Annotated in this window: 13 protein-coding genes; 4 read left to right on the forward strand and 9 right to left on the reverse strand. The window is 44.5% G+C overall.

The genetic code is table 11. The features are described 5' to 3' along the window. Window positions 1–438: 438 nt before the first annotated feature. Entirely contained in the window at window positions 439–807 is a 369-nt protein-coding gene (locus tag RB622_RS26070) for a VOC family protein (RefSeq protein WP_308049715.1), read from the forward strand. Window positions 808–850: 43 nt separating this feature from the next. Here RB622_RS26070 and RB622_RS26075 read toward each other — a convergent pair whose 3' ends face one another. From RB622_RS26075 to RB622_RS26085, 3 genes are all read right to left on the reverse strand, one after another. After that, the gene (locus tag RB622_RS26075) at window positions 851–3,028 is read right to left on the reverse strand and encodes a c-type cytochrome domain-containing protein (RefSeq protein WP_308049716.1); all 2,178 of its coding nucleotides are present in this window, start codon (window positions 3,026–3,028) and stop codon (window positions 851–853) included. A 67-nt stretch (window positions 3,029–3,095) separates the two neighbouring features. Next, window positions 3,096–4,550 (reverse strand): DUF1501 domain-containing protein, encoded by a 1,455-nt coding sequence (locus tag RB622_RS26080; protein ID WP_308049717.1) that lies wholly within the window; start codon window positions 4,548–4,550, stop codon window positions 3,096–3,098. A 67-nt stretch (window positions 4,551–4,617) separates the two neighbouring features. Continuing rightward, on the reverse strand, window positions 4,618–6,930 hold the full coding sequence (locus tag RB622_RS26085; RefSeq protein ID WP_308049752.1) for a PSD1 and planctomycete cytochrome C domain-containing protein: 2,313 nt from the start codon (window positions 6,928–6,930) through the stop codon (window positions 4,618–4,620). A gap of 551 nt (window positions 6,931–7,481) precedes the next feature. On the opposite strand from RB622_RS26085, the gene RB622_RS26090 reads away from it, so the two are divergent. Next, the gene (locus RB622_RS26090; RefSeq protein ID WP_308049719.1) at window positions 7,482–8,702 is read left to right on the forward strand and encodes an erythromycin esterase family protein; all 1,221 of its coding nucleotides are present in this window, start codon (window positions 7,482–7,484) and stop codon (window positions 8,700–8,702) included. Window positions 8,703–8,725: 23 nt separating this feature from the next. Here the strand turns inward: RB622_RS26090 and RB622_RS26095 are convergent, their stop codons facing one another. Further along, complete coding sequence (locus RB622_RS26095; RefSeq protein WP_308049720.1) at window positions 8,726–9,538, reverse strand: sugar phosphate isomerase/epimerase; 813 nt, start codon at window positions 9,536–9,538, stop codon at window positions 8,726–8,728. A gap of 93 nt (window positions 9,539–9,631) precedes the next feature. Between RB622_RS26095 and RB622_RS26100 the strand changes: the two genes are divergently transcribed. Next, the gene (locus RB622_RS26100; RefSeq protein ID WP_308049721.1) at window positions 9,632–10,180 is read left to right on the forward strand and encodes a hypothetical protein; all 549 of its coding nucleotides are present in this window, start codon (window positions 9,632–9,634) and stop codon (window positions 10,178–10,180) included. Between the two features lie 81 nt (window positions 10,181–10,261). Further along, window positions 10,262–11,380 (forward strand): AI-2E family transporter, encoded by a 1,119-nt coding sequence (locus RB622_RS26105; protein ID WP_308049722.1) that lies wholly within the window; start codon window positions 10,262–10,264, stop codon window positions 11,378–11,380. Window positions 11,381–11,401: 21 nt separating this feature from the next. Here RB622_RS26105 and RB622_RS26110 read toward each other — a convergent pair whose 3' ends face one another. The 5 genes from RB622_RS26110 to RB622_RS26130 form a co-directional block, all read right to left on the reverse strand. Beyond that, window positions 11,402–11,710 (reverse strand): hypothetical protein, encoded by a 309-nt coding sequence (locus tag RB622_RS26110; RefSeq protein WP_308049723.1) that lies wholly within the window; start codon window positions 11,708–11,710, stop codon window positions 11,402–11,404. A gap of 80 nt (window positions 11,711–11,790) precedes the next feature. After that, window positions 11,791–12,183, reverse strand: a complete 393-nt coding sequence (locus tag RB622_RS26115) for a response regulator (protein WP_308049724.1) — start codon at window positions 12,181–12,183, stop codon at window positions 11,791–11,793. A gap of 60 nt (window positions 12,184–12,243) precedes the next feature. Next, entirely contained in the window at window positions 12,244–13,551 is a 1,308-nt protein-coding gene (locus RB622_RS26120; RefSeq protein ID WP_308049725.1) for a TolC family protein, read from the reverse strand. A gap of 255 nt (window positions 13,552–13,806) precedes the next feature. Beyond that, the gene (locus RB622_RS26125; protein WP_308049727.1) at window positions 13,807–16,929 is read right to left on the reverse strand and encodes an efflux RND transporter permease subunit; all 3,123 of its coding nucleotides are present in this window, start codon (window positions 16,927–16,929) and stop codon (window positions 13,807–13,809) included. A 100-nt stretch (window positions 16,930–17,029) separates the two neighbouring features. Then, window positions 17,030–18,076 carry an efflux RND transporter periplasmic adaptor subunit gene (locus RB622_RS26130; protein WP_308049728.1) on the reverse strand — a complete coding sequence of 349 codons (1,047 nt, stop codon included), beginning with the start codon at window positions 18,074–18,076 and terminating at the stop codon, window positions 17,030–17,032. Between the last annotated feature and the right edge of the window lie 27 nt (window positions 18,077–18,103).

The following is an 18,103-nucleotide window of genomic DNA, read 5'->3' on the forward strand; positions in this document are numbered from 1 at the left end:
CCTTCTGGCAAAAGGATACGGACTAAGGCTTGATAGGATTCGTTCAACACAAACGGGATTGGTTCGGGCTACAAAGCAAATAATTTATTTCATTCCCCCCAACTTTTCAGCTTGATCCTCTTTTATTTATCGGTCCGACGGTTGAAAAAACCGTCGGACCGGCGTCGGACCGGACTACGGATTAATCATACTACATCCGACACCAAAGCAACAATTCGCTCCGTTATTCCCGGCCGCTATTATGCCAAAAACAAATGATATCAGGTCCGGAAATAAATTAAAATTTCAATTTACAAACCTGAAAAATAGCGTTATATTACTGATAAATTCTGTTGTTCATCAGCAAAACTAAACCTTGTCATGGAGGCGATACAATGAAGCCGACAAAACTGACATTCCGGGTATGACAAACAGAAGTCACCCTAAACAAACCTGAAAATGGAACAAGGAAATCACCCCACTTTTGCCAACGGAAAAGTATGTTACATCGAAATCCCAGCCATTGACATCAGTGTTTCAGCAGCATTTTACAAGACCGTTTTTGACTGGCATATCCGCCACCGGAGTGACGGGAGCGTAGCTTTTGATGATGGTGCCAGTGAGGTAAGCGGCACCTGGGTCACAGACCGCAAACCCGCCAAAATCGGAATACTGATTCATCTTATGGTTGACGATATCCATGTAACAATGGCGTTGATCACTGCCAATGGCGGTAAAATCACACAGCCCGTGGGTATGGATGCACCGGAAATCACCGCGAGGTTCAGTGATCCGGCTGGGAATATTTTTGGAATATTTCAGCAGTAGCGCAAAATAATTTCACACCGTCTGATCAAAAATTAAATAACCGTCAATTAATAAACATTTCATCCACCAGCAAAAGCGCTTTTTTACCCTTATTTCTATGCCATTCCGGCAATTGACCGACAGGTTTCGCAACGATTTTAAGATAAGAAATACGCTCCGGTTTAAACTTACCTTCCAGTGATTTAAGGACCGGTTTATCTCCTTTTGCGGGTGACGCCGGTTTTACTTTTGCCAGTAATTTCAACTGTTTCATATTGGGTCCGCCCCAGATTTCAACAACATCTGGTGGAAAAATTCCGGTGTCCTCCTCGATCATATAATGCATCCCGACAGACGAAATGGTCACGGGCGTTTTAAACTCAGACACCAGCGCCATATCATTGTCCTTCACCGCGGCCCAATTATTGGCCCAGGCAGGGTTGTTGGCACCGATCGCACCCAGTTTGTTGTCAAAAAAAGTTTTGGCGCCTTCCGCCTGATGTACCCTGTTCAATGGCAGCAGCAGGTTAACGCTATCGGGTTTAAAGGTGCATTTAAAAAAATCAAAAGTAGCCAGATCACTTCCAAACCAACCCGGCTTGAACGCTTTGGCTTTGATCGTCATACTTTCCTTAAGTATAGTTTTATTATCAAAAAGAGGTGATTTGAGGCTATCAGGCTCTGTTCCGTCCGTGGTGTAACGGATATCCACACCCTTGATCGGATGCTTCAACAGCAATGGTGCCGTCTGAGCAAAGATCGTTGAACCGTTTTTAATCTGCGGCGGATTCAGCTTTAATGGCTCTTTTCCATCATCCTTAAAACCGCCAATAAAAGTGATATTTTTATTGCTTTTTTGAAGCAGTGACACTTCGGCCAGCGATATTTCCGTATCCCAAACCGACACCGTTTTTAGCTTTTTAAATGCCGCTATCTGGCTTTGCAGATCTTTGAAATTAACTTTGGTTCCTGATAACGTCAGGCTTTGCAAATGTTTCAGCCCGGTAAGCTCTTTCAATCCTTTTCCGGTTATATCCGTAAAATTCAGATCCAGTTTTCTCAGGTTTTCAAATCTCGCAATACTTTTAAGTTCACCATCATTTACCGGCATCTTGTTTAGGTTCAGCGACACAATTTGCTTCCTGACCTTGTCGAGTTCATCCAGTTGCTTGACATTGAATGCACTTCGGTTATAAATATTGACGGATAATGCCGGCGACTCTGTTGCCAGCGGTGCAACGGTACGGTAATCGTTATTCAGCTTTTTGACTGTTTCTTCATCCGCCGCATCAAAATCGTACGGTTCCTCACTGCTTGTCGCTGGTTTCAACTTAGCTGTGGCCAGAATTCTCAATGAATCGTTTGGCGGCAGATCAATTACTTTTTTATTAAAACCTGAGTTTTGCTTGACCCAAAGCGACAACAAACTGATTTCATTAGCTGTCAGCTGTGTTTTTCCCGTTGGCGGCATATGTTTTTTGTCGTCGACTGGCAAGTGAAGCCGCTGCAACAGCAGACTCATGCCCGGATTGCCAGGGATATACAATTTCCCCGATTTCCCTCCTTTTAATATTGATTGAGGATCCGTTAAAGATAATTCTCCTTTTAATTTATCGGGATTATGACAGCTTACACATTTTTGCTCTAAAACCGGCTTGATAACATCGTTGAAGACGATGGCCTTTTCCAACGGTACCATGGCCATTTCGCGCTGCGCGTCAATCGGTTCAAATACAAAGTTTTCTCCATGCGTTAAAGATGCACCGTAATGCCCCGTCAAAATCAGGGCGACCACGACCAAAACCGAGCTGATTTTCGCAACCGGAGCCTTATACCAGCTGCTGTTTCTAATCCAGTAAATAAATGAAGCTATAAAAAATATTCCGGCACCGGTCCACTTATGCCAGAAAAGTGTATTTCCTGAATAACCTTCCTCCCGGGAAAGAAACAACCCCATGATCACCGTTACGGCAGCAAACAACGCACCGATCAGCAAAAGATTTTGCAAGAAGTTCCGGTAAAAAATATTGATGGCATTCTCGGTTTTGAACCGAAAAAACTCCATCAGCATCGCAATCAGCAGGATGACAATGGGAAAATGCAGAATCATCGGGTGCATCCGGCCGATGGTTTGCAGCCATGCCGGTATGACCAGTTTGTCTTCAAAAAGAAACAAAAAAGCAATCAGAATATTGGAAGCAAACAACAACTGCTCAGCAAACCTCTTTAATTTTATATGCATCACCAATTCAATTCATGTATTAAAAGCTTCCGACTTATTTATCTAAATTCAATGTGAACAGGTTATCCTAGCTAATGATATCATTCACCACTTTCCCCGACACATCCGTCAAACGGTAACGACGTCCGAGGTGCTTGAAAACAAGTTTTTCGTGATTCAAACCTAACTGGTGCAAAATGGTCGCCTGAAAATCGTGCACGTGCACCGGATTGCTCGCGATGTTATAACCCAGTTCGTCTGTTTCGCCATACACAATCCCGGGCTTAATACCGCCACCAGCCATCCAGATCGTAAAACAGCGCGGATGGTGGTCCCGACCGTAATTATCGGTGGTGAGTTTGCCTTGCGTATAACTGGTACGTCCAAATTCTCCGCCCCAAATTACCAGCGTTTCGTCCAGCAAACCTCTTTGTTTTAAATCCGTAACTAAGGCGGCAGATGCCTGATCGACATCCTTAGCCTGTTTGGTAATTTCAAATGGAAGATTTCCGTGCTGATCCCAGCCCTGATGATAAAGCTGTACAAAGCGTACGCCGTTTTCAGAAAGTTTTCTGGCAAGCAAACAATTCGCCGCAAAGGTTCCCGGCACGAGACAATCCGGGCCGTACAGTTTTATGATATCGTCTGATTCCTTTGACAGATCCATCACTTCCGGTACAGCGGTCTGCATCCGGTAAGCCATTTCATATTGTTTAACCTTCGCTGTAATTTCCGGGTCGCCAAATTCCTGATACGACATTTCATTCAGTTCCGACAAATTATCAAGCATATCCCGCCGCTCCTTCCGATCCATCCCTTCCGGATCCCGCAGATATAACACAGGGTCTTCGCCTTTGCTGAACTGAACGCCCTGATGCACCGAATCCAGAAAGCCATTAGACCATAATTTCGAATAAACACCCTGTCCATTCCCTACCCCGCGGGACAACAAAACCGTAAAATTGGGGAGATTTTTATTTTCATTACCCAAACCATAACTCAGCCAGGCACCCATACTCGGCCGGTTGCCCTGCTGCGACCCCGTTTGCAAAAAAGTGAGCGCGGGATCATGGTTGATTGCTTCCGTATACATCGATTTCACGATGCAGATATCGTCCACAATTTTAGATGTATAAGGCAGCAAATCGCTTACCCAGGCTCTGGATTCCCCATATTGCTTAAAATTCACAAACGAGCCAACCAATGGGAACGAGGCCTGGTTCGCCGTCATACCGGTTAACCTTTGCGTACCACGAACCGATGGCGGTATTTCCTGCCCGAACAAATCCCGAAGTTTCGGTTTATAGTCGAATAGCTCCTGTTGGGAAGGTGCGCCATTTTGAAATAAATAGATAACCCTTTTTGCTTTCGGCGCAAAATGCGGCATTCCGGCCACAAGCGCTTCCTCATCCAGCTCACCGTTTTTGAAAAGGTCGGGCATCAGCAGCGATCCCAGCGCTATGCCACCAATCCCCAAACTCATCGAAGATAAAAACCGCCTTCTGTTAAAATTAAGGCCGTGTTCCAAAATTTCCTTTTCCATAGATACTTAGCTTTTGGGCGAATACTGAGGCTGCTATTAACAATCAACCATTAATAATTCACCATTATCAGGATTTCGTGATCGTCTCTTCCAAATTGTAGATTGTGGAAACCACCCGCATCAGCGCGGCCAAGGTTTTCTTGTCTACATTTTTTGTTAATGGGTATTCCCCGACTGCAATCATTTTCTGAGCGGTTTCCGGCTTCATGGTTTTTAATTGCTTGTCGTAATAGGCCGTCAAAACACCGAGCTCCTTATCACTTGGTTTTCTACACACAATCAAACGGAAAGCCTTGGCGACTTTCTCCTTTGCATCTGTTTTTTCCTGCAACAATTTAGCTGCCAAAACACGGGATGCTTCCAGTACCGTCGGATCATTCATCATCACCAGCGCCTGCAAAGGTGTATTGGTTTTCAGCCTTTTCACCTCGCATAAATCCCGGTTACTGGCATCAAAAATCCCCATGGTTGGAGGCGGAACCGTTCGTTTTATGAGTGTATACATGCCTCTTCTATACAAACTGGCACCATGATCCTGGTTATAAACAGACAACAATCCTCGTCCGGACGTTGCGCCTTCCCACAATCCTGCCGGCTGATAGGGTTTGACACTTGGCCCGCCTATGGTTTTGTTCAATAATCCGCTGCTTGACAAAACAAGATCCTTGATAAACTCAGCATTGATGCGATAACGCGCCCCTCGGGCCAGCAAAATATTGTCAGGATCCATGGCCAGCTTTTCTTTGGTAATCACCGCCGACTGGCGGTAAGTTGCTGAAGTCACCATTTGTTTCACCAGCCTTTTAACATCCCAGTTGTGTTCCATAAAGTCGGAGGCAAGCCAGTCCAGCAGTGCCGGATGCGACGGGAGTTCTCCTTGCATACCAAAGTCGCCGGAAGTTTTGACGATCCCTTTTCCAAAAAACTCCTGCCATAATATATTGACATAAACCCTGGCCGTCAGTGGATTTTTCTTATCAAACAGCCACTGCGACAATCCCAGACGGTTTTTAGGATACTTATTATTGAAAGGTAAAATGGACTTCGGCGTGCCTGGTTCTACCTCATCGCCGGGCGCATCATACACACCGCGTTTCAGGATATACGTTTTTCTTGTCGTATCAAGATCTCCCATAACCGAGACGATCAGCCGGCTTGTATCCTGCTTGTTGACAAAAGTCAGAATGTTTTTCACATCTTCATTGCTGATTTCCATCAAGGGTTTTTTGGCATAAGTTTCCGGCCCGCCGATAACCGATTCGATCCCAACTTCCTTTACATTATTAAAAAAAGCAAACATCTGGTAATACTCCTTCTGCGAAAACGGGTCGTACTTATGGTCGTGACAATGCGCGCATTCCAGCGTAACACCCAGCAAACCTTTGCCAAAAAGATCATTTCGGTCGGTTACATACATGATCCGGTACTCTTCCGGAATGACCCCGCCCTCTTCCGTAATTTTATGATTTCTGTTAAACCCTGTGGCCAGAAGCTGCTCTTTTGTCGAATTTGGCATTAAGTCGCCTGCCAGTTGCCAGGTCACAAAATCGTTATAATGCATGTTTTGGTTGAACGCATGAATCACCCAGTCGCGCCATGGCCATTGGGTTCTGTACCCATCGTCCTGATATCCGTGCGAATCGGCATAACGTGCCAGATCCAGCCAGTGGATGGCCATTTTTTCTCCATAAGCCGTATTTTTCAATAGTTTGTCAACCATTTTCTCATATGCTTTCGGACTGTTATCGGCCAAAAATTCATCCATCATTTGCAAACTCGGAGGCAAACCATTCAGGTCCAGACTTAACCGTTTCAGCAATCTTTCCTTGTCGGCTTCTTCATTCGGTTTTAACCCCTTTTGTTCCTGTTTTTGCAGAACAAAATAATCAATCTCGTTTTTCGGCCATTCTTCCTGCTCTACTTTGGGAACCGAGGGCTTTTTAGGCGCGACAAACGCCCAGTGTTTTTCATATTTGGCCCCCTGTTTAATCCATTTCTCAATGAGGTTAATCTCATGCTGCGTCAATTTCAAATTTGAAGATGGCGGCGGCATCAGCAGCGCCGTATCCTTGGAAGTTATCCGTAAGTAAGCCTGAGAAAATTCAGGTTTTCCAGCCACCAGTGCATGTGCTTTGGGATTTTCCTTCAATGCCTGAAATGCGCTTTCTGCCACATCCAGACGAAGTCCCGCCTCCCGCTTGTTCGCATCCGGTCCATGACAGACAAGACATTTGTCTGAAAGTATGGGTCTGATATCAAAATTATAGCTAATTTCCTCCGGTACTTTTTCCTCTTTCGCCTGATTTGACGAATCAGATGTACGGCATTGAAAAACCAGTGCAAGACAGGGTACGGTAAGGAATAATAAGGTTCTGCGCATATCAATTGGGCTCTTCAAAGGGCAGGATATTTTATACTAATATAACTAATCAACTAAATAAATGTACATTTTTTGGGCAATATAATCAAATATATGTGCGCCAACTGTCCTGTGCTATGCTGTTTTTCACAAATGTCTACCTGATTTTTTTCCGTTTAAAAAAATACCCAGGAGCGGAGCCTCAAAGGTTACTGACAATCAATCCGTTTCGTTTCAGACCGGTCAAATAAATATTCTCTGCGACACATAAATTCTTTGAATTGTTTCAATTTATATTATGCCTGTAGGCGAACATCACCCCAAATTATCTATCCCGAACATTAATTGATTTTATCCGCGACAAGCCACGGAATCACTTCAATTAATAATAGTTATTTTATATAGCATTGTTACTTATATATAAAATAACTATTTTGAGCGTCCGAACAATTTACTCAATTCGAAGATCACTTAATTTTCAACTGAAACCATTAAATATGATTACTCAGTATAACAGCTTTCGAAGCGCCTTTCAAATTGCTGCTTTAGTATTGTCCTTAAGTAGTTCAGCCATGGCCCAATCCGCTGATAATTTCACTGAAATTATAAAAGCCAACGCAATGATTATCGATCCAAAAATCCTTTCCCAGGACGATGACGTTGTTACCAAACTGGAAAAATCAATCCATTTCGGAGATTATAAAGTGCTGGCCATGGGAGAGCAGTCTCATGGTACTTCCGAATTTTTCAAAACCAGAACCAACCTTATCAGGCTGTTGGTAGCCAGGAAGCAACTGACAAAAATAGGGCTTGAAGCGCCAATGCCGGAAGTAGATTTATTAAACAAATTCGTTGCCGGTGAGGGCGGCAATTTAAAAGACATATTGAAAAGCTTCCGTCTCTACAGTTATGAATGCAGCGAGTTTATGGATCTGGTGGAAGCCGTTAAAACGATCAATGTGAACCGGCGGGATAAAATCATATTCTTCGGATTTGACGTACAAAGCCCTTTTCAATCCCTGCAAAATATGCTTGATTACAGCGCAAAAAACAATCCAGCCACGGTTGATTCTTTACAAAAACTGATCAACAACTACAAATTGCTAAATAATGAAATGTACGCTCATACATTCAGCGAGGAGGATTTTAACGAGCTTAATACGTTGAGTGAGCAAATAATGACTACATATGACCCGCAAAGTGCGTCTTCTGAAAAATCTGATTTGCTCAAAAAAAGTATCAACAATTACAGGCAATTTTTACTGATCAACAATCCCTATGTTACCAAAAATGATATGCTGATCCAGTCGGTGATCAGGGATTCGCTGATGGCTGTCAATGTACTTTCAGAAATAACGGATGCTGATAAAATTATTATTCTGGCCCACAATGCACATATCCAGAAAACCGTGAATGTGTATTCAAAAAGTATGGGTTATTATTTGTCCAATACGTTGGGAAAGCATTATAAATGCCTGGGTTCAACGACCTCAACCGGGTTTTATACGGCTTACAACCCGGCCGTCGGCAAGATTACAGACATGAACAAGATTCAGACAGGTGATCAGGACACTTTTGAATTCTTTTTCTCCCGGACAGAAAAACCCATATTTTTCCTCAACACATCGCAGGTTGTACAGCAACTGAAAAATGTCACCACACCGACGAAATACAGACTTCTGGTGTACGGCTATACAGAACAGCAATTTGTACCAGGCAATGTTTTAGCCGATTACGATTTTGTTTTGCACATTGACCGTACGACTGGAAACAAGAGTTTTTATTTAAAATGAGTGAAAAACGTTATGCAGCAAAACTACTTCGCTGCATAACGTTTTTTCAGTAAATTCATCATGTGCACATTAATATCCCACTGATTCGCCACTGGCATTTGTGAAAATGGCAGTGTAGGCATATAAGTTGCCGGCCCGAACTCCGTCGTAATGGTCAGTGTCGTGCCATTTTTTTGATGCGTGGCAACCACCTGATCCCACCAGCCCAGATGCACCTGCAAGGCCTCCTCCCACTCCGGCGCGCGCGGATCATTCACCTGCGGGCCTTCCGGGTGCCCTACCCTGCTGTGAATGTGATCGGTATGTTCCAAAGCCAGATTCACCGCGTCGGCCTGATCTGCCAGCAACGACTCGTGTACATTACACCAGTGTGATATATCAAGCGTAATCCGCAGACCCGGAATTTTTGTTAAATAATTTCTGGTAAGACTTGCAGCAAAAAGACTTTTCCCCCGATGCGTTTCATGAATAATCCGCACACCTGTCTCCATGGAAATTTTGTCCGCCAGATCAAACAAATGTTTATTTTGATCAAATGTGAAATAGTCCTTCCCCGTTTGGCAGTTGATAAAAACAGGTTTTGCCGCAATCAGATTTCGCAGGTATTTCTCATAATTGGCTGCGTGCTCGTGAAGATCAGCTTCAAATGACTGCCAATACTGGCCGACCAGCTCAAGACCATGTTTAGCCAGGCAATCCAGAATTTCCTGTTTTTCCCGCTGTTCAAAAGGCAATGCCATTTCAACGCCGTCGTAACCTGCCGTTTTTACATGCTGGCAAAAAGTATCAAAAGGAAGCGTATTGCCCCAATGAGGTGCATAAAATTTAATTTTCATACCCTCAAAATGCAAGTAACATACCTTTTATACTCTTTGGATACCAAAAGAAGATTTAATAACTTGGAAAATTAACCACGAATTGCTCAGTTTATGGATCCTGCTGTTCGCAAACATTTTGATGCCCTGTACGTTGACGATGCCAATGTCCGCTATGAAGCTTTTAAGCATATTATTGAAATAACCCATAGACCGGTAACATGGATTTATGAGATTTGGGACGAGTTATTGAAATTGTTACAAAGCAAGGATAACCACGTGCGGACAATCGCTGTTCAGCTTTTAAGCAACCTGGCTAAAAGTGACTCCGAAAACAGGTTATTGAACGACTTCGACCAGCTGATCGTCGTAACGAAAGATGAAAAATTTGTGACAGCCAGACACTCACTCCAGTGTTTATGGAAAATCGCAGTGGTGAAACCCGAATTCCGGGAAATGGTTGTCGGGAAGCTAACGGAACGGTTTGACGGGGCGATGCAGGAAAAAAACGGGACGCTGATCCGCTATGATATCATTGAAGTGTTCAAAAAATCTTTTGATGTTACTCAGGATTCGTCTCTGAAAGCTATTGCACTGAAACTGACTGAATCAGAGCCTGATCTGAAATACAGAAAAAAATATGCAGGCTTGTGGAAGAAATGACCCGACCGCTTCATCCTGCTTTCAGTTGCCCGTGGTACGCTTTTATTAGACGGGGATTATAGTTTACATTGCATCAAGCCTATGACCAATCTGCCTTCTACTGTTAAACGCGCTATCGAATTAGTGGGTTTGTTTACCCTCGGAACCATTCTGGTGGTGGGAAACGATATTATTATGCCGGTTATCATGGCATTTTTTATCAGTCTGGTACTGCTTCCCGTTTTCAGATTTTTGAGGAACCACCGCGTTCCGGAAGCCCTGGCCATTGTTTTACCCATTTTACTGCTTGTTGTGATGCTGGCCGGCATTGTCTGGTTTTTCTCCGCTCAGGTCAGCAGCCTGGTCGCTGATTTCCCCCGTATCAAAAGCAATGTCAATAGTCACCTCAAAGCCCTGAGCGACTGGATATCCAGTATCAGTGAATATTCTGCCAAAGAGCAGGTCGATTTTATCAATAAAAACACGAACGACCTCGTCAGTTTTGCAGGCAAAAAAGCGAGCGGCGTGGCCGTAACACTGAGCTCACTCTTCGTTTTCGTTGGCTTGCTGCCGATTTATATCTATCTGATGTTGTTTTACAAGGATATTCTGCTCCGTTTTATTTTCATGTGGTTTGAAGAAGGCCATTACGGCAAAGTTAAAGAAGCCATTTACGAAACTGAAACCATCATCAAAAGTTATTTGATCGGTTTACTGATACAGGTTACTTACATGACCATACTTTTAGGCGGAATTTTGATGTTGATCGGTATCAAACATGCGCTTTTAATCGGCGTGATATTCGCTTTCCTGAATCTTATACCCTACGTCGGTGCACTGGCCGGAAACATTATCGGCGTATTGTTAACACTGACATCGTCCACAGAGTTATGGCCGATTATAACCGTTTTATGCGTGATTGCAGGGGTTCAGTTTTTAGATAACAACATTTTGATGCCAAGAATTGTGGGATCAAAAGTAAAGATCAATGCGCTGTTTTCTATCCTGGGTGTGATTATTGGCGGAAGTATTGCCGGTGTTTCCGGCATGTTTCTGGCGATGCCGATTATCGCAGTGCTAAAAGTCATTTTCGACAGAACGGATATGTTTAAACAATGGGGTGTTTTACTTGGAGATGAACGGCCGGCTAAAAGCCCGCTTGTCTTTTCAAGATATCGGAAAAATAGACCAAGCGATACCAAGCCGGGCGTCCAAAAATAACACAACCATCCGCCATTTCCATTAAACCACCACGACAATCGACCGGCATTGTATTTCAGTGTTTTGATTGGTGACAATATGGTAAACATCGTCCCGGTGGCTTACGTCTTTTATGCGCTCATTCGAAGAAAAAACTGGCTCAAAGACCCGGATTTGTTCCATCAACATCGCACACAAATGTATTTCTAACGGGCCGGGTTCTGTCAAAGTTGTTTCTTCATGATCGAAACCGCTTACCACATGGCAGCGCATGTTCAACAATCCTGCTTCCAAAACGGCAAGCAAACTGGATGAACCGGAGCCGACGATACATAGATCAGTATTAATCATTTTGTCAGGACATTAAATAAACCAGTAATTTATCTCTTCCCCCGTGGCCTTTGGCAAGCCACAGAAGAAGAAATTTGATTTTACCAAAAGGCATTCAGCACATTTTCTTTCAGCAGAAAAAGGTCATAAGCACTTTTCAAGATGATTCTGAACTCCGTTTCATCCCAGGGCTTGGTCAGTTTTTTGTATATTCCGGAGCCTGAAACAGCATTGTTTAACGGATAGTCTGAGATCAGAATGCATGTGCATTTGCAGTATTTTCGGGAAACCGCTAACAGAAATTTCAACCCGTCCGTTTCCTCTACATAAAGATCGCTGATCACAATGTGTACAGTATCGTTCAGCAGAATATCAAACCCCTCGGTAGCGGACGACGCGGTAAGAATTTTGTAATCCCTTCTGAAAATAGCGACGAAAGAGTTGATGTTATTAACCTCCCTGTCTACATAAAGTATGGTCGCTTTCTTATTCATTGCTCCAACATCCTGATTCAGGATTACGCTTACGACAGTTCCTAATTTCGCTCAAACCTACTACATACCCGATTCACCGATCGCTTTTTTATAGGCCGCCTCGCTCACTTTGTATTCCACTTTGGCATCTATCACACTGCTCAGCGCTTGCTGCCAAAGCGTTTGCGCTTCCAGAACGTCCTGTCCGGTTACCGTTCCAGCCTTAAACCGGTCATTGCTTAACCGGAGGTTTTCTTCCGCCTGCTGAACAGAAGCATTTGAAAGATGGATGCGGCGGGCAGACTGGTTGAGCTGCAAATATGCATTTTGCGCTTCAAGCGAGATCATTTCTTTGGTTTCTTCCAGCTCCGTCTGATGTGCCCGGATTTTAAACGCCTGTTCTTTGACCTTACTCGCTTTTTGTCCCCAATCCCAGATAGGCACACTCACGCTAACCAAACCCACATAAGACGACATGAAATTTTTGCCGTTTTCAAAGTTCATGTTTGGACCAATACTGGCAAATCCGCTGGCAAGCAGACCTACGGTTGGTTTGAAATCAGCCTTTAAAAGTTTTTCCTGTAACTGATTTGCTTCCAGTGATTTTTTAAGCAGCCGGATTTCTGCCCTGTTCTCCGCCGCGTTTAAAAAGTTTTCTGATGCAAGCGGATTAAAAGCGCCAACAACCGAATCGCTTAACATAAAATCAGTGCTGCCGGCCATGCCCATGGTCTGCGCCAGGCTGAGTTTCGCCATAACCAGTCCGTCATTCGCCTTACCCAGGTTAAGCTCGGTTTCATTCAACTGCACCTGCACCCTTAACATATCATTTTTATAGATCATACCGGCATCAAAAGAATTGGTAAGCTCGCCCAGCAAAGATTCAAGTAGGGTTTTAAAATGCCTACCCAGCATAATTTTTTCGTTTACACTGGCTACCTGCCAGTATGCTCTTTCGACATTAAACAGCACTTCTGACTCTGTAACGGCCTTTTGTTCTTCATAAATTTCAATACCCTTGTCGGCAGCCTGTTTTCCGAGTTTGATCTTTCCTCCCGCGTAAATGGATTGTTTTACCATCACAGATGGACTGACGCCATATTCAGGCAAAAGCGCGTTCAACGGTTTTCCGACATAAAAACCAGCGATGGAACCATCAACCATGGGTTTATCTGCTCCGTTCAGCCCTTCTCTCGCGGCTTTCGCGGCATCAATGTTATATTGGGATGATTTCAGTTTCTTATTCTGTGCCAAGGCAAGTAACCGGGCTTCTGCAAGGGAAATGCTCTTCTGGGCCGTCACGCCATGTGAAAGTAAAATCACCAGCAAAGCCGACTGTCCGAACGGCTTGATCATGCGCCGGAATACTTCCGTTTTTAAAAGTTTCATTTTTTGTATCGTTAGAATTTAGCTATCACCTTGATCCTGTCGTTTTTCAGCGTATAAAATTGTAAGTGGCTTAGCGTGGCCACTTACAATGATGCACTACCTCTTACTACACTCAAAACATGGAAGGCTTATTACATTATTAGTTTAAATAGCTTATTTAAAAAAGATTATACAGAATAAAATTAAAAGTGACGTGTGTTAAAAACATCACTTTTAATTAATCATTACCCGTACATATACTTCCCTGTTCAGCTTTTAAACATGTGAAGGTTTGTACTGAATATGCTCACTGTCGGGCGTTGGCATTTCAGGTTCTGGTTGCGGTTTGATGAACCTGTAATATAAAACAGGCACAACGAATAATGTCAGTATCATCGAAACGATCAGTCCAAATGCAAGTACACTGCCCAGCGGCCCCCACATGGGTGATTTGCTTACAATCATCGGAACCACACCAACCGCAGCCGCTGCGGAAGTAAGGAAAATCGGCCGCATTCTGCGTTTTGCAGCAGCAAGTGCAGCCGCCTTCACAGTATAACCATGTTCAATGACAAGTTCATCGGCATAATCAACAAGGATAATCCCGTTGCGCACTACGATCCCGATCAAGCTGATAATCCCCATAAAGGCCGTGAAACCCATTGGATTTCCCGTTACATAAAGTCCTAAAAATGCACCCAGAAGGCTTAGAGGGAATGTGGCAAGGATGATGAGCGTTTTTCCGAAGTTCTTGAACTGGAATAAAAGCGTCATAAAAATCAGGATCAGACTCACGCCCAGCGAAACACCCATGCCCGGCGCGCTTTCCCCGCTTGATTCAAGTTCTCCGCCGTAACCGATCCTGATCCCGTCGGGCAGTTCAAGCTTTTCAATTTCTGGCTGAACCTTGGCCATAATCGCAGAGGCTTTTATCCCCAACTGCGCCTCCGACTGAATGGTCAGCGTGCGAAGCCCGTTGCGGTGCGCGAGTGTTCCTGTATGCCAGGCAGGTACGAGTTCGGCAACTTCTTTCAAAGGTACTTTACCGCCATACTGCGTGCTTAAATAGAGATTATCCAGGTCGTTAAAATCTTTCCGGCTGGCGTCGTCAAAGCGCAAAAATATGTCAACCGGCTTGTCGCCCTCCCATAAAGTAGAGACCGAATATCCTTTCAAACCGGCGCCCAGCGTCTGGGTAATTGCCTGATTGGAAACACCCAACCGGCTGGCAACATCCTCTTTTATTTTAAGGCTAACACCCATATAATCCTGTTCATAGTCGCTCCGTACCCAGTTGGTACCCTCCTGTTTTTCGAGAATCGCGGTAACCTGCTCCGCTACCCTTTTCTGGTCATTCAAATCGTTACCGATCACACGGATTTCGATGGGAGAACCAGCCTGCATACTCAGCTGTTTAATCCGGACATAGCCATCGGCAACCAATCCGTCGAACTTACCCAGGTATTCCTTCACCATTTCATTGGTAGCGTCCGGACTGGTCGTCGTGACAAAGATCTGCGCAAAATTCCTTCTTGGTGTTTCCGGCGCATAAGTCATCTGGAAGCGCGGCGAACTTGTTCCGACAAAGCTGGAAAGTCCGGCCACACGCTTGTCCTGCTGCAATATCGCCTCAACTTTTTTCACTACATTTTCCGTCGTTGGTAACGACGTCCCACTTGGCAGCCATACTTCCACATTGAACTGATTTCGTTCGGAGGTTGGGAAAAATTCCTGCTCAACATTTGCGGCCGTCAGGAAAGCCAGCGCAACTGAAACTACTGCCGCCGCCATGGTGGATTTTGGCCAGCGGAAACAAAACTCAACACCGATATTAAAAATATTCTGAAGATAATCCAGCAAACTCTTTTTCACCGGACGATCACTCACCTTATGCTTCAAACCCTTTTTGATAAACACATAACACATGTAAGGCGTCAATAGCAATGCCACAAGCATGGAGGCGATCAGTGCCACCGCAATCGTCAGCGGAAGCGCTGCGATAAAGTCTTTTGTAATCCCGTCCAGAAAAAATGCCAGTGGTGCAAATGCAAATATAATCGCCAATGTTGCCGTGAAAATCGGCAGGGAAAGCTGGGTAGCCGATTGCCAGGCCGCCGTCCATGGCGTCACACCTTCGTCCAGCTTTTCAATATAATTGTCAACTACAACAATGGCGTTATCTACCACCATCCCCAATACAATAATCAGCGCAGCCAAAGTCACCTGATGCAGCTCTATCCCCATGATGTTGATCACACCAAAAGTAATGGCAATGGAAATGGGTGCCGCAACCGATGCAATGGACGCAACCCGGAAAGGAAGGAGAAACATCACGACCAGGATTACGGCCAGAATGGCGATCCCGAACTCCACCATAAAGTGGGAAATGCTATCTCCTACCACCTGAGGCTGATCCACAATGGTCGTTACTTTCACGTCTTCCGGTAGCGTTGACTGGATTTCCTTAATCTTATCCTGCACAATATGACCGAACTCGACAATGTTATTGCCGGGCTGCATTTCGATGCTTAACATCATCACTTTATCTTCACCCATACGGATATACGAAGAGACCTCTTCGTACCGTCTCTCAATTTGCGCCACGTCCTTCAAGCGGACCACCGTTCCGTCAGGGTTGCTGTACACAATCTGGTTTGCAATATCGGCTTCCGTCCTGTACTGACTGTTCGCGAAAATCGGGATATTGTTAGCCGCGATCGTAAGTTCACCGGAATAACCCGTCACGTTCTGCATTTGCAGCGCTCCTGCCAGCACCGAAACATCAAATCCGTACTGACGTAGTTTGGCATTATCTACTTTTATATAAATCTGCTGTTTCTGTCCGCCTGAACGGTTAATTTTGGAAACGGTTGGTATTGTTTTCAAGCCATCTTCCAGATCATCCAGATACTTTTCAATTTCAGCATAATTGCGTTTTGAAGACGACACGGTGATCATCTGCGCCACAACATCGCCAAAATTACTATTGACAATCGGCCCTAAAACGCCCTGAGGAAGCACAGAATGCATGTTCATGTTCAGACCATGCTGTAAAGTCGACCAGAATTTCTTCCGGTCTTTCACACTTGTATGGAGTTCAACCGTGATAAAAACCTGTCCATCTTTGGTGGAAGATTTTGTCTTTTCTTTCCTGATTTCCTCAAATGAAAACAGATATTGCTCAATCTTGTTGGTCACCTGCTTTTCCATCTGGATTTCATCCGCGCCCGGATAAAAAGCCATGACCATCGCCACGGGCATATCTATTTTCGGATCTTCGCTGCGCGGCATGTTCAGCAGCGCATTTATTCCGAGCAAACCCAGAAGTACGGTCACGACAATCGTCACCCGCTTGTACTTCATAGCCGCTTCTATAAAATTCATTTTATGCTTTTCCATTTACAAGTACGGATTTTTAGATAATAGGATTCCAGCCATCCCAGAGAAGATTCTGAAATGAAAATCCTGCCGATCAGGAGATTCCGGTTAAGATTTTTTGTTATAAACTGATGGCCGCACCATCTTTCAGCCGGGTTTGCCCGGCAATCACCACCTGGTCTCCAAACTTCAACCCTTCTGAAACAACGATGTCATTTCCCTGAACACCACCTGCGGTAATTCTCCTGCGCATCGCTTTCTGATCACTGCCAGCAACAAACACATAGGTAATATCGTCTGCATCCCGGATCACCGCCGAAGCCGGAATCGTAATCGCTTCCACTGACTCACCGGTTGCAATCTTGGTTTGCGCAATCATACCGGGCAATAACCTCCCCGCCGGATTTCCGAGCTGTACTTTTACCGTATATGATTTTGTCGCCGGATCCGCCTGAGGGTTAATGATCGTGATTTTACCGGACAACTGCTGATTTAACGTTGAGATAAAAACGCTGGCCGTTTGTCCTTTTGAAATCTTACCGATTTCACTTTCCGGTACGGTCACACGAGCATAAACCTGGTCAGTTTTGATAATGGTAAAGACCGGAACACCAGGCGCTGCCATGGCTCCTTTTTCCAGCGATTTAACCGTAATGATGCCCGACATCGGCGCATACAATTTCGTATCATGCACCCGTTTGACCGCGAGATTTTTATTCGCTTTCGCCTGTGCAAGTTTCGTTTTGATGTCTATAAAATCCTTTGCCGGCAAACTTCCTTTTTGATACAATCCATTCAAACGGTTGAACATATCCTCTGCCTGTTCCAGTCCCGCGCTTGCAATGAGCAGCGCGTTGTCGTACTCCGTTGCATCAATGGTTGCCAAAACTTGCCCGACGCTCACCTGCTGGCCTTCATTTACTTTTACTGCACTGATCGTACCGGGCACGGCAAAACCGATCTGAACCGAGTTATCTGCCTCAATGGTTCCCGAAAAACTGAATTCTTCTTTCAATCCCTGACTGCGGATTTCCTGAACGGATACTTTTACAGCCGATGGTTTGGTCTTCTTCTCTTCCTTGGCGGCACAGCCCGACAAGAAACCTGTAACAGCCGACAATAATAAAATGGATAGTATGGGCTGACTAATAAATCTGTTCCTTTTCATTTTTTGATTCAATCGTGTAACCTTTAA

Origin of the sequence: Dyadobacter sp. LHD-138 (genome assembly GCF_030929615.1) — a bacterium.
Lineage (GTDB): Bacteria > Bacteroidota > Bacteroidia > Cytophagales > Spirosomataceae > Dyadobacter.